The organism is Pseudoalteromonas sp. SCSIO 43095, from assembly GCF_023650455.1.
Classification (GTDB): domain Bacteria; phylum Pseudomonadota; class Gammaproteobacteria; order Enterobacterales; family Alteromonadaceae; genus Pseudoalteromonas; species Pseudoalteromonas tetraodonis.
This window is the reverse complement of the sequence record NZ_CP087996.1, coordinates 223,677-244,267: the sequence shown is the minus strand read 5'-3', so window position 1 is coordinate 244,267 and position 20,591 is coordinate 223,677. Positions and strand designations below refer to the sequence as shown.

16 protein-coding genes and 1 pseudogene are annotated in these 20,591 nt (G+C 40.0%); 6 read left to right on the top strand and 11 right to left on the bottom strand.

Annotated features, from left to right (window positions below):
• Position 1 precedes the first annotated feature (1 nt).
• Positions 2 to 1,594, bottom strand: a complete 1,593-nt coding sequence (dptF, locus tag LOC50_RS15500) for a DNA phosphorothioation-dependent restriction protein DptF (protein WP_250654135.1) — start codon at positions 1,592 to 1,594, stop codon at positions 2 to 4.
• Between the two features lie 728 nt (positions 1,595 to 2,322).
• Between dptF and LOC50_RS15495 the strand changes: the two genes are divergently transcribed.
• On the top strand, positions 2,323 to 2,766 hold the full coding sequence (locus LOC50_RS15495; protein ID WP_250654134.1) for a substrate-binding periplasmic protein: 444 nt from the start codon (positions 2,323 to 2,325) through the stop codon (positions 2,764 to 2,766).
• 56 nt (positions 2,767 to 2,822) lie between these two features.
• Complete coding sequence (locus tag LOC50_RS15490; protein ID WP_250654133.1) at positions 2,823 to 3,053, top strand: transporter substrate-binding domain-containing protein; 231 nt, start codon at positions 2,823 to 2,825, stop codon at positions 3,051 to 3,053.
• A 161-nt stretch (positions 3,054 to 3,214) separates the two neighbouring features.
• Here the strand turns inward: LOC50_RS15490 and hepT are convergent, their stop codons facing one another.
• Both hepT and mntA read right to left on the bottom strand, forming a co-directional pair.
• Positions 3,215 to 3,634 carry a type VII toxin-antitoxin system HepT family RNase toxin gene (gene hepT / locus LOC50_RS15485; protein WP_036983632.1) on the bottom strand — a complete coding sequence of 140 codons (420 nt, stop codon included), beginning with the start codon at positions 3,632 to 3,634 and terminating at the stop codon, positions 3,215 to 3,217.
• On the bottom strand, positions 3,627 to 4,016 hold the full coding sequence (gene mntA / locus LOC50_RS15480; RefSeq protein ID WP_036983630.1) for a type VII toxin-antitoxin system MntA family adenylyltransferase antitoxin: 390 nt from the start codon (positions 4,014 to 4,016) through the stop codon (positions 3,627 to 3,629). Before mntA ends, hepT begins: the two co-directional genes overlap by 8 nt.
• Positions 4,017 to 4,899: 883 nt before the next feature.
• Here mntA and LOC50_RS15475 point away from each other — a divergent pair.
• Positions 4,900 to 6,502, top strand: a pseudogene (locus tag LOC50_RS15475) (ABC-F family ATPase).
• 1,150 nt (positions 6,503 to 7,652) lie between these two features.
• Here LOC50_RS15475 and katG read toward each other — a convergent pair.
• Positions 7,653 to 9,833 (bottom strand): catalase/peroxidase HPI, encoded by a 2,181-nt coding sequence (katG, locus tag LOC50_RS15470; RefSeq protein ID WP_250654132.1) that lies wholly within the window; start codon positions 9,831 to 9,833, stop codon positions 7,653 to 7,655.
• A 632-nt stretch (positions 9,834 to 10,465) separates the two neighbouring features.
• On the opposite strand from katG, the gene LOC50_RS15465 reads away from it, so the two are divergent.
• Complete coding sequence (locus LOC50_RS15465) at positions 10,466 to 11,350, top strand: tetratricopeptide repeat protein (RefSeq protein ID WP_008467888.1); 885 nt, start codon at positions 10,466 to 10,468, stop codon at positions 11,348 to 11,350.
• Between the two features lie 199 nt (positions 11,351 to 11,549).
• On the opposite strand, the gene LOC50_RS15460 is transcribed toward LOC50_RS15465, so the two are convergent.
• The 5 genes from LOC50_RS15460 to LOC50_RS15440 form a co-directional block, all read right to left on the bottom strand.
• Positions 11,550 to 11,870 carry a hypothetical protein gene (locus LOC50_RS15460; protein WP_036983624.1) on the bottom strand — a complete coding sequence of 107 codons (321 nt, stop codon included), beginning with the start codon at positions 11,868 to 11,870 and terminating at the stop codon, positions 11,550 to 11,552.
• A gap of 9 nt (positions 11,871 to 11,879) precedes the next feature.
• Positions 11,880 to 12,581, bottom strand: coding sequence for a nuclear transport factor 2 family protein (locus LOC50_RS15455; RefSeq protein WP_036983623.1), 702 nt, complete (start codon positions 12,579 to 12,581; stop codon positions 11,880 to 11,882).
• Between the two features lie 90 nt (positions 12,582 to 12,671).
• Complete coding sequence (locus LOC50_RS15450; RefSeq protein WP_036983620.1) at positions 12,672 to 13,415, bottom strand: ferredoxin--NADP reductase; 744 nt, start codon at positions 13,413 to 13,415, stop codon at positions 12,672 to 12,674.
• Between the two features lie 993 nt (positions 13,416 to 14,408).
• On the bottom strand, positions 14,409 to 15,110 hold the full coding sequence (deoD, locus tag LOC50_RS15445; RefSeq protein ID WP_036955453.1) for a purine-nucleoside phosphorylase: 702 nt from the start codon (positions 15,108 to 15,110) through the stop codon (positions 14,409 to 14,411).
• A 65-nt stretch (positions 15,111 to 15,175) separates the two neighbouring features.
• A complete protein-coding gene (locus tag LOC50_RS15440) occupies positions 15,176 to 16,393 on the bottom strand; it encodes a phosphopentomutase (RefSeq protein WP_250654131.1) in 1,218 nt (405 codons plus the stop codon).
• A gap of 192 nt (positions 16,394 to 16,585) precedes the next feature.
• Between LOC50_RS15440 and udk the strand changes: the two genes are divergently transcribed.
• On the top strand, positions 16,586 to 17,215 hold the full coding sequence (gene udk, locus LOC50_RS15435) for a uridine kinase (RefSeq protein WP_008110733.1): 630 nt from the start codon (positions 16,586 to 16,588) through the stop codon (positions 17,213 to 17,215).
• A gap of 17 nt (positions 17,216 to 17,232) precedes the next feature.
• Complete coding sequence (locus LOC50_RS15430) at positions 17,233 to 18,456, top strand: NupC/NupG family nucleoside CNT transporter (RefSeq protein ID WP_069439060.1); 1,224 nt, start codon at positions 17,233 to 17,235, stop codon at positions 18,454 to 18,456.
• Between the two features lie 560 nt (positions 18,457 to 19,016).
• Here the strand turns inward: LOC50_RS15430 and LOC50_RS15425 are convergent.
• Together LOC50_RS15425 and LOC50_RS15420 are read right to left on the bottom strand one after the other, a co-directional pair.
• Positions 19,017 to 19,775 carry a substrate-binding periplasmic protein gene (locus tag LOC50_RS15425; RefSeq protein WP_250654130.1) on the bottom strand — a complete coding sequence of 253 codons (759 nt, stop codon included), beginning with the start codon at positions 19,773 to 19,775 and terminating at the stop codon, positions 19,017 to 19,019.
• A gap of 524 nt (positions 19,776 to 20,299) precedes the next feature.
• Complete coding sequence (locus LOC50_RS15420; protein WP_008467029.1) at positions 20,300 to 20,509, bottom strand: cold-shock protein; 210 nt, start codon at positions 20,507 to 20,509, stop codon at positions 20,300 to 20,302.
• Positions 20,510 to 20,591 lie beyond the last annotated feature (82 nt).

The window sequence follows — 20,591 nt, the reverse complement described above, 5'->3', positions numbered from 1 at the left end:
TTTATAGCCCACTCACTTCAAACTCTTCGTCATCAATATTTTTGATAGTAAAGTGTTTATTTTCTTTGATTATATGTAACGTTGAAACTTGATTTGCGACTTGCGCAATTTCATCTATAAATTCATCTAATAGTACAACGGTATTTTTATCGTGCTTATTAGGTCGGTAACCATCAGCAATTCTTTTCATTAACCGTAATAAGTTAATGTTTACTGGGATTGCTAGTGAGCGTTCTTGTACTTTAATAAAAGCCGTAAAACTTGCAGATGACTTTGGTGAGAAGTTTGAAATACTCTTTAAATCAGCTTTGATTTCTAACTCTGAAACTAACTGAAAGCCGTTTAGCTCAGATATTAAATAATGACTTTTATCTAAATTTGGCGCGTTGCGGTTATTATATTTTCGTATAGCTGTGCGAAGTGTATTATTATAAAAATCTTTAATTTGTCTTTTATGCTCCGGGCTATTGTCAAAATCTCTGTGTAATTGATACACATTTATGTACTGTTCTATAAGGGATTCATTGAAATCTTGTTCGAATTTAACATGATAATCATTAGAGAAATGACCTCCTTTAAGGGTGTAGAATAAACGCAAGTAAGAAAGACTACTTTCTAGCGTCTCTATTCCTAAGCTTTTTAAAAACTCTTTAAATTCAGTAAACTCTTGATCTGGTAGATGTAGATCATTTGCTAATATAAAACGATCTATTTTTTTTGTTCTTAAATGCGCAGGGTCGAACTCAATTATTTTATTTGCAAGCTCATTATCACCACCTGAAAAAAGGTTATCGAAGAGGTGACCTGGACCAGCCAGTAGCATGAAAATAAAATCAAGTAATGCACGAGCAGTTAAGAATTGGTCACGCATTAAGCGCGCTTTAAACAGTAATTCAATTATCGTTTTTTGTACTTCTGGAATACTTAAAAGTTCATAATTAGCTTGGAGTCTTTTACTTGCTTGGCTCGTTTGTTCTGATTTTTCTTTATCGAAAATCTGACGAATAATATTGTCATCATTTGCTGTTAGTTTTTGCAGTAATTTTTGCGCAAACTCAGAAGTATATCCCTCTTTATCTATAAAAAACTTAGGATAATCTTCAAAATTTATAAAGGTTATTTCTTCAGTTAAGAGATTGTTTGATAAGTAACTTTTTATTACATGTTTGAATTTTTCGTTTGAGCCCTCTTCAGCATAATTTCCTAGCATTCCGGTGTTAATACCAACGATAAGCGGAATAGTATCTGACTCAAATTGGTCAAATACTTTATCTAAAGTTTGAATTGCATTTTCGCGAGGATCAAAGCTATGTGTTGCATCTAAATGAAAGTGAGCGCGATTGCTAAAACGCTTTTTACAGTCAGTCAATATTTCTGATTTACCATCACCACTACTACCACATAAAAACAATACTTCAGGCCTACTTGATGAAAAGCTTGATATCTTCTTCTCTACATCAATAGCTATTGGCATTTTGATGTACAAATATTCTTTTACATCATCAAGCTGACTTTTATTTTTGCTGTCTCGTTCTGTAGACACAGCATAGGGTGATGATTTTGATAAAACGCTGAGGGCTTCTTTTAACCGCATAATTGACCTTTATCCAACGTAGTGCGGTTTAATAAAACCGCTCCTTGGTTTATTTATTAACAGCGCGAGCTATTAATCTGGTATTCATTTATAACTAATCTACAGTATCAACATTTAAAAATATAGAGCTACGGCAATATATATACGCCCTAAGCAGTATGTTTTTATTATAAAAAAGCACAGTTTAATGTTATAAAATCATGTTATTTACACTTTTACCTAATAGCTCTATGCTCTTGAAAGTATTTAGGTTATAAAAATAAGGTCCATAAAGCGCTTTTCATTGCTCAATAGAAAAAAACTACAACTTTGATTGAGTAATTGATGAGTAATTATTGGTATGACTGGCTTTTGTAGCTGAGTATCTACACCATATGGGGTGTGCTGACGGATTCCTAAATTCATAAATGAATTAGTTTATTTGCAGCTTATTCGCTTTTTGGTTGCCATCGCCAATGCGATAATCAAACTCTTACCTTAGCCCACACTAAAAAAATGGCTGTTATTTACCCTACAGTCTAACGGCTTGATAAAGGCTTATTCAAGCTTATAAGCTTACCAGCGTTTAAAAGTTAGTGTCGGCTCTTAAGCCCCCGTATTTGTTTTTACTGAGCTACCAACAACCTAGTCATTTATTGCTGCACTGCGCGCTCTTAATTTATTACAAGCGGGATAAATCTGCCAGCTAGTGTATATACTTAGCTGTAGTCATTTTTTAGAGTAATAAAATGCTTAAAGTCGCTTTTGTTGTATTACTGCTTAGCAGCTGTGACGTATTTGCTTGCTTTAAAACGCTTAAAGTAGGCACAAATGAAAACAACTGGGCACCTTATTTAATTAAGCAGGGTAATACCTTTGTAGGCGCAGAGGTGGATACGGTTAACGCTGTTTTTAAAAATTCGCTTTTTTGTATTGAGTGGGTTTATTTTCCGAGCTTATCGCGGGTTCAGCAAGAGCTAAAAACTGGCCATATTGATATTACCTTTGCGGCAAGTTATACAAAAGCGCGCGCCGAGTACTCCTATTTTACTGATGTTTATCGCGATGAAATTATGCTGCTTTATAAGCATAAAAACGCTAAAAATGTGGTTGATTTGGTCACTCTTTTTGAAAATGGCGCCACGGTTGCGATTAACCGTGGCAGCTTTTTTGGCGCTGAGTTTGAAAAATAAGAAAACACTACCCCAACCAAATAGTACTTACTAGCGAAGCGTATACCCGCTTTGGCATGCTTAACAAAAAGCGCGTTGATTACGTGATTGACGACTCTGTTGTTGCAAAATATTTTGCTAAACGCTACAACACAATTTTACCGGTAAAAACAGCGCCAGCTATTAATGTTAATGGCGTACATTTTATGATGAGTAAAAAAACGATAACGCTTGACGAAGTCGCGGTAATTAATCGCCTGATTAAAAATAACAAGGCTGCAATTAAACGCATTTATAGCCTCGATTAAATTGCGGCTTACCCTTACTGTTTATTTATAACCCAACATTCAAACGTTAAGTCCTTTCGCGCGAGCAAGCTCTAAGCTTACAAGTTTCACAAAGAGAATAAGCAATAGAAAACCTCATACCCACCGCTCGTGAACTTTTACTCTTCCACCTTTAATCTAAATTAGCTTGCTAATTCGGCCATCGCTTTTTGGCTAAACAAGTGCATAGTTACATAATGTTGGTTTTTAATAATCGTCTTCACAATTTCCTGATCTATATTCAAATAATCATGCACAAGCGCATTTCGTAAACCGATTATTTTACGCCATGAAAGCAACTCATTATCAGTTAAAGCACCGAGTTGAGTTAGTTCGCTAAATGTTTGGTAGGCGTTACTGCTTGTCGTATTTTTATACTTTTTAAGCCAATGTTTAGATAAGCTAATACATACTTCTGTCATTAACTGTAGCAAACGCTCTGCGGCACGATAGTCTCTATTATTAAGTTGATCTACTTGGCTTAATTCGTCGAGCTCTTGCATATATTCATCAATATGTCGTGTTACTTCTCTTATATAAAGCGCTATTCCTGTATCAGTCATGGTTACTCGCTATCATCTCAAATTCAAACTGGCTATAAATACGCTGCTGCTCTCTCATCGCTCTAAGGCTATTTTTACCTAAAATTGCCTCCCCGTATTCCACGATATTGAATGCAAGGTAACTGGGGATTAAGTTTATATCAACGATTGAAATAAGCTGTTCGTTTAAACTAAGTTCATTACTGATTTCTAATTCGAGCTCTTTTGGCCTTAGTCGTTTATCAAAAGAGCTAAGGTCAAAATTTTTAAAAGCGATCGCCAGATCAATATCACTATGAGGTTGCGCTGTACCTTTGGCGTGAGAGCCATACAGCCACACCACTTCAATGTCGCTATTTTTCTGCAAGTAATTAACTATTTGTTGAAAAACATTATTGCTCAAAACAAAAAACCATTAGTAAAAACTAAGATAATCATAACTTATCTATTTTATACTGACACTAAAACCGATAATGCATGCTTATTTGTGGAAGTTGATTTTAAATGATGTATTCACTAAAGAAGCGCTAGATAAAAGACGCTAGGTTGTTTACGCAGACCCGTTACCCAAAGCCCCTGCTTTTTTCATCTCGTTTACCATCATTTATTTCTCTTTGTGCAATTTGCTCTCAAGTGAACTTTCTACAAAGAGAGCGAAGAGGCGCTGCGCTGAAAGAGGAAATAAAAAAGCCAAATATTATCCTGTAGCAGCGATTTTATATCGCGTCAGATTTAGGTCATTAAGCATAGGGACGCGGGGTAAACCCGCTGCTACCAGTTTATGTTTTAATTTATTTATTCACCACAGAGGAAAAAGAGGCGCTGCGCTGAATGAGAAAGCCAAAGGCGCTAGGCTGTGTTCGCTACTCGTCGCTCGAAGCCCGCCGCTCGTAACCTTTCATTTCAACCTTTCACTTTTTCATTTTCATTTACTTTTTCTCAGCCAAAACAAGCTGCATTTAGTGGGCATTATTATGTCGGGCAGTAAGCCTAATCTTAAAAAAGTAACCCTGAATGAAGTCATAGTCTGGCTGCTTTACACTTAACTTACTAAGTTTTATAACTTCACTGCGAATTTTTGTAGGCGACATAACTCACTCTTTTTTGATATTTTTACCACAATAAAGTCGCACTTAAAAACAATCACGTATGTTAGCGTTTAAATAGGCTAGCCTTTAGTATACTTGGCCTGTATAATTTGCCGCCTTATTTACACCTATTGCCTGGTCTATTTTCGCACCTGCTGCGCCCATAACCCTGTCAGTATTTTTCTAGGACACCTTTTTTTGATCTCCACCGCAAATATTACGATGCAGTTTGGCGCAGAGCCGTTGTTTGAAAACATTTCAGCTAAATTTGGCAACGGTAACCGTTATGGTTTAATTGGCGCTAACGGCTGTGGTAAGTCGACCTTTATGAAAATTTTAAGCGGGGCATTGGCACCTACCTCGGGTAATGTGTCGATTACGCCGGGGCTTAAAGTGGGTAACCTAAGCCAAGACCAATTTGCATTTGAGCAATACAGCGTGGTTGATGCGGTAATTATGGGCGACGTTGAGCTTTGGAAAGTAAAGCAAGAGCGCGACCGTATTTACTCTTTGCCTGAAATGAGCGAAGAAGACGGCATGAAAGTGGCCGAGCTTGAAAGCGTTTTTGCTGAAATGGACGGTTACACAGCAGAAAGCCGCGCAGAAGAAATTCTGCTTGATGCGGGTATCGATAAAGAGTTTCATTATGGCTTAATGGCAAACGTAGCCCCAGGTTGGAAACTACGTGTGCTGTTAGCGCAAGCTTTGTTTGCAAACCCAGACATATTGCTACTTGATGAGCCTACCAATAACTTAGACATTCATACTATTACGTGGCTTGCGAATGAGCTTAACCAACGTAAATGTACCATGATCATTATTTCCCATGACCGTCACTTTTTAAACTCGGTATGTACCCACATGGCCGATATTGATTACGGTGAGCTGCGTATTTACCCAGGTAACTACGAAAAATACCTTGAAGCTTCAGGCTTACAACGCGAGCAGCTACTAGCCGAAAACGCTAAAAAAAGCGCTGAAATAGACGAGCTTCAAGACTTTGTTAACCGTTTTGGGGCTAACGCGTCAAAGGCAAAACAAGCCAGTTCGCGTGCTAAAAAAATGGAAAAAATTAAGCTTGATGACGTTAAAGCATCGAGTCGTATGAGCCCATCACTGAGCTTTGATGAGGGCAAAAAAATGTATCGCCAAGCGCTTGAGCTAACCAAGCTTGGCCATGGATTTGATGGCGAAACGTTATTTACCGGTGGCGATTTACTACTCGAAGCCGGTGCTAAATTGGCGGTTATCGGCGAAAACGGCGTGGGTAAAACCACCTTTTTACGCTGTTTAGTTAACGAGCTTAAAAGCAATGAGGGCGAAGTTAAGTGGTCAGAAAACGCCACGTTTGGTTATTGCCCACAAGACAGCACCAAAGATTTTGATAACGATTTAACCTTATTTGATTGGATGTCGCAATGGCGTACCGCTAAGCACAACGATTTAATGGTACGTGGTATGTTAGGGCCGCTTATTGTTTACCGCAGACGATGCAAATAAAAAAGCCCGTAACTGTTCAGGTGGTGAAAAAAACCGTTTGTTATTTGGTAAATTAATGATGCAAGACGTTAACGTACTGATAATGGATGAACCAACTAACCACATGGATATGGAAGCCATTGAAGCGCTAAACAATGCGCTAAAAGACTTTAAAGGCACGCTTATTTTTGTAAGTCACGACCGTGAGTTTGTATCGTCACTGGCAACCCGTATTGTTGATATTAAAGACAAGCAGATAATTGACTTCCAAGGCACGTTTGATGAATACCTTGCGAGCATAGAAGAGAAAAAAGTAGCTTAAGTGCTAGGTTAAAGGTTAAAGGTTGAAGAAATAGCCTAAACCATTTAAAAGCGGGGCTTGTTTAAGCGCCGTTTTTTTGTGCCTGTATTTCGGGGTTCGGGGTTCGGGGTTCGGGGTTCGGGGTTCGGGGTTCGGGGTTCGGGGTTCGGGGTTCGGGGTTCGGGGTTCGGGGTTCGGGGTTCGGGGTTCGGGGTTCGGGGTTCGGGGTTCGGGGTTCGGGGTTCGGGGTTCGGGGTTCGGGGTTCGGGGTTCGCCAAAATTATGCTTAGTATTAATTAAAACGCAATTAGTAATTTATTTATAAAAAAGCAAAGAAAGGCTGTGTTTTTTTGCTCATTTGCACTCATTCTTTGCTCTTTGTGCAAATAACTTTTAAGAGATTTATTTACCACTGAAGGTTATGAGGCGCTGCATTTTACCCGCGTCTCTCAGCCCGTTGCCCGTTGCCCGCAGCTCGTAACTTTCAAATAATATAAAAAAAGGAGCATTGCTGCTCCTTTTTAAATTTTACTTAGGCCTAGGTCATTAAACACAAAAACGCGGGGTAAACCCGCTGCTACGTGGTGATAACTCTTGGTAGCAGCGATTTTATATCGCGTCAGGCCAAGGTCATTGAACTATACCCGCGCCTCGCACCTCGCACCTCGCAGCTCGTAACCTTTAACCTTTAACCTTTAACCTTTAACCTTTAACCTTTAAATAATATAAAAAAAGGAGCATTGCTGCTACTTTTTAAATTTTACTTAGGCCTAGGTTATTAAACACAAAAACGCGGGGTAAACCCGCTGCTACGTGGTGATAATTCTTGGTAGCAGCGATTTTATATCGCGTCAGGCCAAGGTTATTGAACTATACCCGCGTCTCTCAGCCCGTTGCCCGCGGCTCGTAACTTTCAAATAATATAAAAAAAGGAGCATTGCTGCTCCTTTTTAAATTTTACTTAGGCCTCGGTCATTAAACACAAAAACGCGGGGTAAACCCGCTGCTACGTGGTGATAATTCTTGGTAGCAGCGATTTTATATCGCGTCAGACCTAGGTCATTAAACTATACCCGCGCCTCGCAGCTCGTAACCTTTAACCTTTAACCTTTAACCTTTAAGTAATATAAAAAAAGGAGCATTGCTGCTCCTTTTTAAATTTTACTTAGGTTTATTTAATATCAAACCGGTCGGCGTTCATCACTTTTACCCACGCGGCGACAAAGTCGTGTACAAAACGAGTTTTGTTATCGTCTTGAGCATAAAACTCTGCCAGTGCACGGAGTATTGAGTTTGAACCAAATACTAAATCAACCCGCGTAGCCGTGTACTTAGTTTTACCACTAGCGCGGTCGACTATATTGTACTCGCCTTTAGCTGCAGGCTCCCAGCGGTTGTTCATGTCGGTTAAATTAACAAAAAAGTCGTTACTGAGTACGCCTACGTTATCGGTAAATACGCCATGTTCACTATTGCCATAGTTAGTACCTAGTACGCGCATACCGCCCAGTAATACGCTCATTTCTGGTGCGGTTAGCCCCATCAATTGGCTGCGCTCTAGTAATAGCTCCTCGGCGGATACAGCATAGTCTTTTTTCAGCCAATTTCTAAAACCGTCATGAATGGGTTCTAATGGATCGAATGACTCTGCGTCGGTCATATCATCACTAGCATCGCCACGCCCAGGGGCAAACGGTACGGTTATATCTACTCCTGCCTTTTTAGCCGCTTGCTCAACAGCAGCGGTGCCGCCAAGTACAATTAAATCGGCCATACTAACAGGCTTAGTTAAACTCGCTTGCAGTGTTTCAAGTGCGCTAAGTACTTTAGCTAAACGTGCAGGCTCGTTACCTTGCCAGTTATTTTGCGGAGCAAGGCGAATACGGGCGCCATTTGCACCACCACGGTGATCGGAGCCTCTATAAGTACGTGCGCTATCCCATGCGGTATTAATTAAGTCGGTTTCACTTAATCCACAATTAAGTAGCTTCGCTTTTAAATCGGTTATTTCAGCGTCGCTTAGGGTGTAATTAACTGCAGGAATAGGATCTTGCCAAATTAAATCTTCACTGGGTACATCGGCGCCCAAATAACGTGATTTTGGCCCTAAATCACGGTGGGTTAACTTAAACCATGCGCGGGCAAATACGTCAGTAAAGTACTCAAAATCGTCATTAAAACGCTCAATAATTTTACGGTACGCTGGGTCGAGCTTCATTGCCATGTCGGCATCGGTCATTATTGGGTTTAAACGAATCGATGGGTCTTCCACATCGACGGGTTTATCTTCTTCTTTAATATTAACCGGCTCCCACTGATGAGCACCAGCAGGGCTTTTGGTTAGCTCCCACTCGTAATTAAGCAGCAGTTTACAATAACCGTTGTCCCATTTAGTTGGGTAGGTTGTCCATGCGCCTTCAATACCTGAGGTCATGGTATCGCGGCCAATGCCACGGGTTTTATGGTTATTCCAGCCAAGGCCTTGCTCGTGCACATCGGCAGCTTCTGGCTCTGGGCCTAAGTTTTCTTCTTTGCCGTTACCATGCGTTTTACCTACTGTATGGCCACCGACCGTTAGCGCTGCGGTTTCCTCATCGTTCATTGCCATACGTGCAAAGGTTTCGCGCACTTGTTCTGCGGTTTTAAGTGGGTCAGGTTTACCATTTACCCCTTCTGGGTTTACGTAAATTAAACCCATTTGCACTGCCGCTAATGGGTTTTCCATGGTATCGGGTTTATCAACTTGGGTATATCGCTCATCACTTGGCGCAAGCCATTCTTTTTCTGCGCCCCAATAAACGTCTTTTTCTGGATGCCAAATATCTTCACGGCCACCGGCAAAACCAAAGGTTTTTAATCCCATTGATTCGTACGCCATATTACCGGCTAAAATAATTAAATCGGCCCATGAAAGCTTGTTGCCATATTTCTTTTTAATTGGCCATAATAAACGGCGCGCTTTATCTAGGTTGGCATTATCGGGCCACGAATTAAGTGGTGCAAAGCGTTGATTACCGGTACCACCACCGCCTCGGCCATCAGCTAAACGGTACGAGCCCGCAGAGTGCCATGCCATGCGGATCATCAGGCCTCCATAGTGCCCCCAATCAGCTGGCCACCAAGGTTGGCTTTGAGTCATTAAATCTTTTAAATCGGTTTTAAGTGCTTCTAGGTCGAGTGAATTAAAAGCGTCGGCGTAATTAAAGTCGCTGTCGTAGGGGCTGGTTTTGCTATCGTGCTGATGAAGAATGTCTAAATTAAGTGAGTTTGGCCACCAATCTGTATTGGTGTTTTCGGTTGTAGTATTACTGCCGTGCATAACCGGGCATTTACCCGCTTTATGATTATCCATATTGAGCTCCTTTTTAAATATAAGTAAAAACGCCCATGCTTACTGCTTTTGGCATTCACCAATTGGGAGCGCTATTATTTTAATGAATGACGTTTATGGTTTCTGCTTATTCAATATACGTGTAGCTGATTTGATACGCTAGGGAAAAGTAATGCTTTAAAACGATTAATCTCATTTATAAATATGATGATGCTGCCAGCGGTGTGCTTAATATTAAAACTTTTTATAAAATAGATGATCGTTATTAAAAATAGCCACGTAATGTCCGCTGAAGGGTTTGAAAGTGACTTAGGTTTTCTTAAGTGCACAGTGGAATACCCCCCTTCGCCATGAAATTATAGTTATAAAAGGTGTATAAGTTACTTATGCACCTTTATTTCTTTCTAATTTTTATCTATTTGAATTTAGTTAAGTAAAAATTCAGGTAGGCAAACATACAATAGCACCTATCTCCTATTATTCCCTTGATATGTTGATGTAGTTTTTTCCAGCCCACCTTGGGCTGGATTTTTTTTGCCTGTAATAAAAGATTTTGAGTTAATTCCAGCTTCCCTATCCTCACCCTAGTACCAATGATGTGCGCATGTTAAAGTTAACAAAGCGATTAACTAATTTTTTAACTAGGCATATCAATGCGTTTTTATTTTTTACTATTTATTGTATTTATTGGTGTTTTTTCATCTGCGGTGCAAGCTGCTGATAAAAACACCGCAGCACTCAACGAGCAACAACAGCGTGAATTAGCACAGCTAGAAGCCCCTTTGTACAAGCCATTACTTGAACGTTATATTCTCGACGAATTAAAGTCAGTACGCCAAGATCAACAAAAACTGCGTGAAGACGTGACCAAACAAGTTACGCATGCACAGTTAGACACCGCCGATCGGGCGCTTACCTACACCACAGATACCATTAATAATGTATTTTTTATTATTACCGCCACCGCGTCTATTTTGGTTTTAGTAGGTTGGAACTCGTTACGTGATGTAAAGAACAAAGTAGAAGATATAGTAAACACCCGAGTGAGTGTTATTACTGATGAATATGAAGATCGCTTGAAAATATTAGAAGAAAAACTGCGAGTACGCTCTGAAGAAATACTCAGTAACCAAGAACGCATATCAATCACTAATGAAGTTCATTCGTTATGGATGCGAGCCAACCTTGAAAGTGATATTGCGAATAAAATTGAAATATTCGATGAAATTTTAAAACGTAAACCAGAAGATGTAGAAGCCATTGCCTACAAAGCGGATGCTTTACTAGAATTAAATGAGACTGAGCAAGCTATTGAGCTGTGTAATCAAGCAATTGATATAGATAGCGACTATGGTTACGCATACTGGCAGCGCGCCTGTGCGTATGCTTTAACGCATGAGCATGCAGATGCTCTAGCCGATATAAAAATGTCGCTTGAATACTCACCCAACTTACGAAACGAGCTACTTCATGAAAGTGCCTTTGCCAGCCTGCATGATAACGATAGCTTTAATGCGATAGTTTCAAACGAAGCCTAAACTTCGTAGCCTACAGGGAGGGTGGTAAAAAGCGTGAGCAGAACGCAAAAGTTTTGCTCAGTTTTTACTTATTATTACAAGGATGTAAGCCAGTAGAATCACTTAGGCGCAGTTATCGACCCCACTAGGTTAGAGCCTCGAGCCGCAATTAAACTGCCTCTAGATTAAATAAATATCAATCTACAAAGGTCAATAGAGCTTAGCGTTTAAAGTACAAATCTATTGCTTTAGTAAGCAGCTCGTCGAGCTGCTCTTCAAAGTCTTCTATGTTGATTTCAAAATGATTTAAATACGCTTTAGCCTGCACTTGAGATAAGTTGCGGTTTTTAACGCTGTATTGCCGCTCATCTTTTTGCTTGTCGTATCGAGGTAAAAATAATAACTGCGCATAATAAGGCGACTTAATATGCTTGTTCGCAAAGCGACAAAAGTCTTCAATGTGGCCTGCGCCCTCAGGGCCTAAACAGCCGGGCTCTACACGATACATTACACGAATTTTTTTCTCGTCACTTAGCTGCATAATTAAGAATTACCTAAAAAATAATACCCTAACCACTTTGCCATCTTTAATTTGATAGCTTGAAATAAGCTCTGAACGTTTATCTATCACGTTCGGATCGTTAGAGCAGGTTTCTGATAGCTCATGGTCAATCACAATGTCACCATGCACAATACGCTTAATAGGTGATGAGTGAAGACACTTTAGCTTTTTAAACATAATGCCATAACGCGCTATTAGTTTTTCTTTGCCTTTAAATAATAGCTCATTCGGGAAAATATAAAACTCAACATCTTCATCATACATACGAATAAATTCTTCAATGTTACGTGCGTTGTAAGCATTTACTAATTGCTCAACAACAGCCAGTGACTCGCGCGACTGTTTTGCTTTGGCTTGTTGCCTTGCTGTGAGTGCTTCTTTTGCTTGTGTAACCGCTTGCTCAGCTTGCGCAACAGCTTGTGCTTTATCTACTTTACTTTTAGGCTGCTGAACCGGCTTTGTTGATTCGCTGCCAAGTACTTGAGAGTCATCGGCTTTAACTTTCTCAACAACTGGCTTTTTTGGTGTATTAGCCTCTTGGCTTAATGTATCAAGCGCGTCTTGCTGTTGCGCTGCATTTTTTTGCTGTGTTTGTTTAGTCTCGTTCAGCGATGTTGATTGCTCTATAGCATGACTGTTAAATGTGAAAGCGGCCAATAAACAGGCACAAATAATAAATAAAGATTTCATGGATTTCCTAAGTACGAAGACTAAATACAATTAAAGCGCAACATAGCAAATTTTACCCTCATGAGATAGTTATTATAACGTTATAGCTCGCTACCAATACTGCTCAACCGTGATATGTCCCGGCTCTTTTCGACGATTACGCTTATAATTTTGAGCCAATAATAACTCTGTAGTGTCTTTAACCATTTGCGGATTACCACACAGCATAAATTGGGCGTTATTTGGTGTAGCGTATAACCCCACGTGCTCATATAAAGCGTTGTTTTCAATCACAGTGGTAATTCTGCCTGCTAAGCCTTGTAAAGGCATCTCACGGCTAACAACCGGAATATAGTTCAGTTGACTAGGGTGTGATTTTATTAGTTTGTTAATAAGCTCCTGATAGCTTAAATCGCTATTTTGCCGTACCCCATGCACTAAGTTGATATGTTTGTATTTTTGCCATACCTCACTTTGCTGCAATATAGATAAAAACGGGCCAATGGCGGTGCCGGTGCTAAGCATCCAAAGTTGTTCACTCGCTGGCACTTCGTCAAGGGTAAAAAAACCGCTAGCACGACGCTCCATTAGTACAGTGTCACCTGGGGTAAGTTGTGCTAAATGCGATGACAATTGGCCATCGACTACATTAATTAAATAAAATTCTAAATTTGGATCATCTGGTGCGTTAACATACGAGTAAGCACGAGCAATGCGTTTTTCACCGTCCATAATAGAGAGCTTTGTAAATTGCCCTGCTTTAAACGGTTCTACATCGGCGTTAACCGTTAAGCTAAATAACGATTCATTCCACCATTTAACTGACTTTACTGTGGCATCAATCCAATTAGACATAATTACTCCAGAGTGTAAAACGTGTTTTAGCTATCAGCTATCAGCTATCAGCTATCAGCTATCAGCTATCAGCTATCAGCTATCAGCTATCAGCTATCAGCTATCAGCTATCAGCTATCAGCTATCAGCTAAAACTTTAAAGTGGTTCATTTTAAAAGCAAGTTTTATAACTTTAACATTAGCATTAAGTTATAAATACTGACAGGGAAATAAATGAGAAGGCAGCGAGCTTCGAGTGACGAGCTTCGAGTGACGAGCTGCGAGCTTGTGTAGACATCAAACTGGTAGCAGCGGGTTTACCCCGCGTTTATTTACTCCATAATTTTTAACCTGACGCGATATAAAATTGCTGCTACAGAATAATATTTGGCTTTTTTATTTCCTCTTTCAGCGCAGCGCCTCTTTTTCCTCTGTGGTGAATAAATAAATTAAAACATAAACTGGTAGCAGCGGGTTTACCCCGCGTCTCTATGCTTAATGACCTAAATCTGACGCGATATAAAATCGCTGCTACAGAATAATATTTGGCTTTTTTATTTCCTCTTTCAGCGCAGCGTCTCTTCGCCCTCTTTGTGCAAAATTCACTAAAACTGTTTGAACAAAGAGAAGGCTACGGATTTCGAGTATCGAGCTGCGAGCTACTGCTAAAACCTTTAACCTTTAACCTTTAACCTTTAACCTTTAACCTTTAACCTTTAACCTTTAACCTTTAACCTTTAACCTTTAACCTTTAACCTTTAACCTTTAACCTAGAACCTGAAACCTATGAACATAAAGCCCGTAGCTCGAAGCCCGAAGCTCGGTGCTCGGTGCTGGCACCTAAATTCAGGCATAAAAAAAGCCGCATAAAATGCGGCTTTGCGGGTTTAGTCTCACTTCACTTTGGGCGTGTCTCCAAAACTTAGTGAATACGTTACCAAGGAACTGTTGTATTTAACCTGAACTCTGGATAGTAAATCTCTTAACCAAAGTTCAGGTTATTTAAATAGTTAATTAAATTGACTCTAGGGCAATTTTAACCATTTCGTTGAACGTGGTTTGACGCTCATCTGCAGGCGTTGCTTCGCCGGTGATTACATGATCACTAACGGTAAATAATGCCATTGCTTTTGCGCCGTATTCTGCTGCTACGCCGTATAAGCCAGCTGTTTCCATATCAACAGCGAGTACACCTAGTTTGTCTAGATCTTTATAAAACGTGTCGTCTGCTTGATAAAAAGTATCGGTAGTAAATACGTTACCTACTTTTGCATCGATACCTAAATCTTTAGCTGCATTTACGCCGTTTAAAAGTAATTCAAAGTTAGCTATTGCAGCAAAGTCAGTACCACGAACGCGGGCACGATTTACGTTTGAATCTGTGCTTGCACCTTGTGCAAAAATCACGTCGCGAATTTTAATATCGCTTCCGATACCACCACAGGTACCTATACGAATAATATTTTTAACGCCAAAACTGACAATAAGCTCACGAGCATAAATTGACATTGAAGGAATGCCCATGCCAGAACCCATAATGCTCACTGGCTTACCTTTGTAAGTTCCAGTAAAACCGTACATGTTACGTACGCCGGTTACTTGCACTGCATCATCTAAAAAGTTTTCAGCAATATATTGTGCGCGTAGCGGATCGCCTGGCATTAATACTGTTTCGGCAAAATCACCTACGTTTGCACTGATATGCGGAGTACTCATCGATTGTTTTCCTTTTGTTTGGCTAAAAGCCCTATTACTTTAAAAATAGCGAGCGTATTTTTAAGTTACTTAACTGTGTTCAGCTTATCAATAAAGCCATCACCATATTCTAACGCTTCAAGGTTAAACCATTGTGCAAGCGTTTGGCCAATATCGGCAAAGCTATTGCGTTCGCCCAGCGGGGTATTTTTCATCCCTGGCTGATAGGCAATAACCGGCACATATTCACGGGTGTGCTCAGACCCTGGAAAGGTCGGGTCACAGCCATGATCGGCGGTGATCATTAATAAATCATCCGACTTTAATTGCGCTAAAATAGTGGGCAAGTAATCATCAAACTCTTTGAGCGCTTTCGCATAGCCAATAGGATTTCGGCGGTGACCAAACTTTTCATCAAAATCAACTAAATTGGTAAAAATCAAACTGTGATCCGGCGCAGTCGCCACCACTTCGCTGGTTTTTTCTAGCAAGTTCATCAACCCTGGCGCTTTATGCTTTTGGGTAATGCCTTGATGCGCATAAATATCTGAAATTTTACCAATACTGATAACTTCGCCACCGTCTTTTGCAAGTACATCAAGCAATGTTGGCGATGGCGGTAATACTGAATAATCACGACGATTACCTGTTCTGGCAAAATCTTGATTATTAGAACCCAAAAATGGCCGCGCAATCACTCGCCCTATATTCATTTCATCAAGCAGCGCCCGTGCGATTTCGCAAACTTGATAAAGCTTCTCTAGGCCGAATGATTCTTCATGCGCGGCTATTTGAAACACACTGTCAGCCGAGGTGTAACAGATTGGTTTACCTGTTTTTACGTGCTCTTCACCTAGCTGCTCTAAAATCGTGGTACCTGAGGCATGGCAATTGCCTAAAATGCCCGGAATACCTGTGCGAGCAATAAACTCGTCTACAAATTCTTGTGGGAAACTCGGCTGTGTTTTAGGGAAGTAACCCCAATCAAATAACACTGGCACGCCTGCCATTTCCCAATGACCCGATGGCGTGTCTTTACCGCTTGAAAGCTCTTTTGCGTAACCCCATGCACCTTGTGGTTTATGTCGCTCAGCAACTAAACAGGGTTCTTTACCAGCGGCTTCACATGCATCCACTAACCCTAATTTTGAAAGGTTAGGAAGCGAAAGCTTACTGCCAGTCTCGTCATAATATGCCTTGAGTAAATGTGCGAATGTATTAGCACCAACATCACCAAATTTATCTGCATCGGGTGCTGCGCCAATTCCTAAACTATCCGCCATTAAGATAATTGCTCTTGCCATTGTGACCTCACATCTGTTCTAGGTGGTTACTTTATCTGCTCTTCGAATTTTCCGTACAGGACATAAGTCCTGTTTCATAAAACCTAAACATTATAAATTTGCACTCTTAAGCGAAGCAAAAGAGATTAATCGTGTCTTTTTTGCTATTGTGATCTACCAACAATATATCCTTCTGTGTGGGTGAGAACTTTAGTGACACGAACTATTATAGCTATTGCAGGCGCATCGGCGTCCGGCAAATCTCTATTTAGCCAAACTATTTACAATGAATTGGTAAATGAGCTTGAACCAGGCGCTATCGCCATTATTGAAGAAGATGCTTATTACAAGGATCAATCGCATTTGCCGATGGCACATCGTACGCAAACGAATTACGACCATCCTGATGCATTTGAACACGAACTAATGCTTGAGCATTTAACACAACTTCGTAATGGCCACTCTGTTGAAGTACCAACTTATGATTATGCCCAACATACACGCAGCGATAAAACGCGCCGTGTGGCTTCGGCTAAAATACTCATTGTAGAAGGTATTTTATTACTGAGCGATAAAGCGCTTAATAAAGAATTTGATATCAAGGTGTTTATAGATACGCCATTGGATATTTGTTTAATGCGCCGAATGCAACGCGACATGGAACAAAGAGGCAGAACATTACAATCTGTTGTTGAGCAATATCAAGCAACTGTTAGACCGATGTTTTATCAATTTATTGAGCCTTCAAAGCATAACGCTGACTTAGTTGTGACTCGAGGCGGTATGAATCGCGTTGCGATTGATATTATAAAAAGTAAAATAAAGTACATTTTACAAGAATAACAACGGGAAACGTTTGTATGACAACATTTATGAGCTTAGTAGGCATGCTAGTGCTACTAGGCATCGCTTTTGCGGCCTCAACTGATCGCAAAGCAATAAAACTAAGAACCGTGGGTATCGCATTTTTAATGCAAGTCATTATCGGCGGTTTTGTACTGTTTTTTGAAGCAGGCAAAAATGTATTAGCGAGTATGTCTCGCGCCGTTTCATCGGTTATTGGGTATGCCAACGATGGAATTGGCTTTTTATTTGGCCCATTAGCATCGCAAGATACACTTGGGTTTATTTTTGCCATTCAAGTATTGCCAGTGATTGTGTTTTTCTCAGCACTTGTTGCTGTGCTTTACCACCTTGGCATTATGGATTGGGTAATTAAAATTTTAGGCGGTGGTTTACAAAAATTATTGAAAACCTCTCGCACCGAGTCGCTTTCAGCCACCGCAAATATTTTTGTTGGCCAAACTGAAGCGCCACTCATTGTTAAACCGTTTATTGCAACCATGACCAAATCTGAGTTATTTGCCGTAATGGTAGGTGGTTTGGCAACCGTAGCAGGCTCTGTAATGGCTGGTTACGTAATTATTGGTGTAGACCTTAAATATTTAATTGCAGCTAGCTTTATGGCAGCACCGGGTGGTTTCTTAATGGCAAAAATGATAGTGCCAGAGACAGAAACACCTAAAGATGATTTAGCCGATATAGATTTAGGCGACGACAAACCGGTTAATGTTATTGACGCAGCAGCATCAGGCGCAGCAAACGGTATGCACTTAGCATTAAACGTAGGTGCCATGCTTTTAGCATTTGTTGCACTGATTGCGTTATTAAACGGTTTATTAGGCGGTATTGGTGAGTTGTTTGATTACCCTACATTAACGCTACAAGAAATTTTAGGCTACTTGTTTGCCCCTGTTGCATGGTTACTCGGTGTACCGTGGAATGAGGCAATTTTAGCCGGCAGCTTTATTGGTCAAAAGTTAGTAGTAAATGAGTTTGTTGCTTACTTAGACTTTATAAATTATCGCGATACGTTAAGTGCGCATACACAAGCAATTGTTACCTTTGCCTTGTGTGGCTTTGCTAACTTATCATCGATAGCCATTTTACTAGGTGGATTAGGCGGTATGGCGCCTAGTCGGCGAAAGGATATCGCACGCTTAGGGCTCAGAGCAGTGTTAGCAGGATCTATGGCTAACCTTATGAGCGCAGCAATTGCTGGGTTTTTCCTCTCGCTAGCTTAGAAACTTAATGAGACGATCCAACTGTTGCAAAACAATAGGATAGCGCTTTAAGGGGTTAAAGCACTATCTGACTTGAACGATACTTCACCAAGGGCCGCAAGGCCCTTTTATCGTTTTTATAGCCTCTACTTTCTAAATCCTCAGCAATTCATACCTAAAAATTCCCTAGCAAAGCTTTCATTCACGCACTCTTTACGCCATTAAAAAGCCATCATTGCACTTATACCAATCCGCAATAATACTTAATCATTTTGCGGGGCTAAACGTGTCGCTACCTGTGTTAAAAAATTCTCATTTAGAACAACTAAATAGCGAATTTTTTGCCTAGCTATCAACTCGTTTTTCCAGCCTCAAAATAGACCACTTGATTAAGCGAATTGGTATTACTAAAAAATATGAACAACTGTGTAGCTGTAGGAGCATTTACTTATTAGCCCTTTACAAGGCACTTGAGAGTATAAAAGGTAGCGAAGTTAACAAGAATGAAGGCTGTGAAGAGGCAATATAGGCATTATTAAGCGGGAGCTTTTTGAGCTTTTCTATGCTTATGGTCTAAACGCTTAATTTTTTACATAACGTTTAATGTAAGCTTTATATCCAGACTCAGCCTTAAGCTGCTCAAGTGCTTGATTAAAGCGTTTTACTACCACAGGTGAAGCGGCTTTATTAAAGCCAATATAGTTGCCTTTAAGCTCATCCACATTAATTTGCTTGAGCTTCACCACGTCATCCCTAGAGTACCCAAATGGCTCAGTTTGATGATCAATAGTAAAGTCAGAGCCAATAATTAAATCGATGCGTTTTTTAAAAAACAATCGCATAAATGAGTCAGCTTCACTAAACAGTAGTAAGTTTTTATCGGTAACAAACCCAAGTCGACGCACCAGCATTTCATAAATGTCGCCTCGCACTATGCCCAACGAGTAGTTTTTAGCTTGTGATATATCATTCATCACAATATGGTCGCTGGTTTTTAATTTAAAAAAGTAGGTTTGGCTCGATACCAAAGGTCCCACCCATTCAAAAAGAGGAATACGTTCTTGCGTTTTTGCTAGAGAAATGATGGCTGAGTGTGGGTTATTTTGCACTAACTGGTAAGCACGCTTCCAAGGTAACATAATAAATTCGCACTCTAGTGCGGCACGATCACAAGCGTCTTTCACTATGTCATGATTAATACCCGCTAGCTGCCCAGCTTCATTTTGAAAATTGTAAGGGGCAAAGCTTTCGGTATAAATAACCAATTTAGGCGCATTAGCCTGAATATTATGGCTAAATAGCAACCCTAACGCTAATAATGTAAATTTAAAAATAAACACCCCCTATAATTTAAGTAATAACCTTAGCGTAGAAAGCATGAAAAAACTATTAGTTTATAGCACTTTTATAATGTTAAAAATAGCAGGTGATTTGAGAATGACTATCGTTAATAATACCAATCCGCAATAATACTCAATCATTTTGCGGGGCTAAACGTGTCGCTATCTGTGTTAAAAAATTCTCATTTAGAACAACTAAATAGCGAATTGTTTGCCTAGCTATCAACCCGTTTTTCCTGCCTCAAAATAGACCGCTTAATTAAGCGAATTGGTATAACCAATCCGCAATAATACTCAATCATTTTGCGGGGCTAAACGTGTCGCTATCTGTGTTAAAAAATTCTCATTTAGAATAACTAAATAGCGAATTTTTTGCCTAGCTATCAACCCGTTTTTCCTGCCTCAAAATAGACCGCTTAATTAAGCGAATTGGTATAAATTTACAGATGGTGGGGAGATATCTTAAATTTTAGACACAAAAAAAGCGCCTTAAGCGCTTTTTTTCATTTTACTTAAAAGTAAAATTATAGAGCTGTGATGTTATCAGCTTGAGGACCTTTTTGACCTTGTGAAAGAGTGAACTCTACACGTTGGCCTTCAGCTAAAGTTTTGAAACCTTCGCTTTTGATTGCTGAGAAATGTGCGAAAACGTCTGGACCATTTTCTTGCTCGATGAAACCAAAACCTTTAGACTCGTTGAACCACTTAACTGTACCTGATACGATGTTAGACATAGTATTATTCCTGATATAAAAATTAAATTGTGCCCTAATGGGCGGTGTAGCAAAAAATGAGATGGTACTTAAAAACTTCAGG

What these genes read in the sequence shown, in the direction of transcription:
- LOC50_RS15450 (WP_036983620.1), bottom strand. Translation starts at nt 13,415, where the DNA reads ATGTCTAATTGGATTGATGCCACAGTAAAGTCAGTTAAATGGTGGAAT.
- LOC50_RS15455 (WP_036983623.1), bottom strand. Translation starts at nt 12,581, where the DNA reads ATGAAATCTTTATTTATTATTTGTGCCTGTTTATTGGCCGCTTTCACA.
- LOC50_RS15490 (WP_250654133.1), top strand. Translation starts at nt 2,823, where the DNA reads ATGCTTAACAAAAAGCGCGTTGATTACGTGATTGACGACTCTGTTGTT.
- katG (WP_250654132.1), bottom strand. Translation starts at nt 9,833, where the DNA reads ATGGATAATCATAAAGCGGGTAAATGCCCGGTTATGCACGGCAGTAAT.
- dptF (WP_250654135.1), bottom strand. Translation starts at nt 1,594, where the DNA reads ATGCGGTTAAAAGAAGCCCTCAGCGTTTTATCAAAATCATCACCCTAT.
- LOC50_RS15495 (WP_250654134.1), top strand. Translation starts at nt 2,323, where the DNA reads ATGCTTAAAGTCGCTTTTGTTGTATTACTGCTTAGCAGCTGTGACGTA.
- LOC50_RS15430 (WP_069439060.1), top strand. Translation starts at nt 17,233, where the DNA reads ATGACAACATTTATGAGCTTAGTAGGCATGCTAGTGCTACTAGGCATC.
- hepT (WP_036983632.1), bottom strand. Translation starts at nt 3,634, where the DNA reads ATGACTGATACAGGAATAGCGCTTTATATAAGAGAAGTAACACGACAT.
- deoD (WP_036955453.1), bottom strand. Translation starts at nt 15,110, where the DNA reads ATGAGTACTCCGCATATCAGTGCAAACGTAGGTGATTTTGCCGAAACA.
- LOC50_RS15440 (WP_250654131.1), bottom strand. Translation starts at nt 16,393, where the DNA reads ATGGCAAGAGCAATTATCTTAATGGCGGATAGTTTAGGAATTGGCGCA.
- LOC50_RS15420 (WP_008467029.1), bottom strand. Translation starts at nt 20,509, where the DNA reads ATGTCTAACATCGTATCAGGTACAGTTAAGTGGTTCAACGAGTCTAAA.
- LOC50_RS15460 (WP_036983624.1), bottom strand. Translation starts at nt 11,870, where the DNA reads ATGCAGCTAAGTGACGAGAAAAAAATTCGTGTAATGTATCGTGTAGAG.
- LOC50_RS15465 (WP_008467888.1), top strand. Translation starts at nt 10,466, where the DNA reads ATGCGTTTTTATTTTTTACTATTTATTGTATTTATTGGTGTTTTTTCA.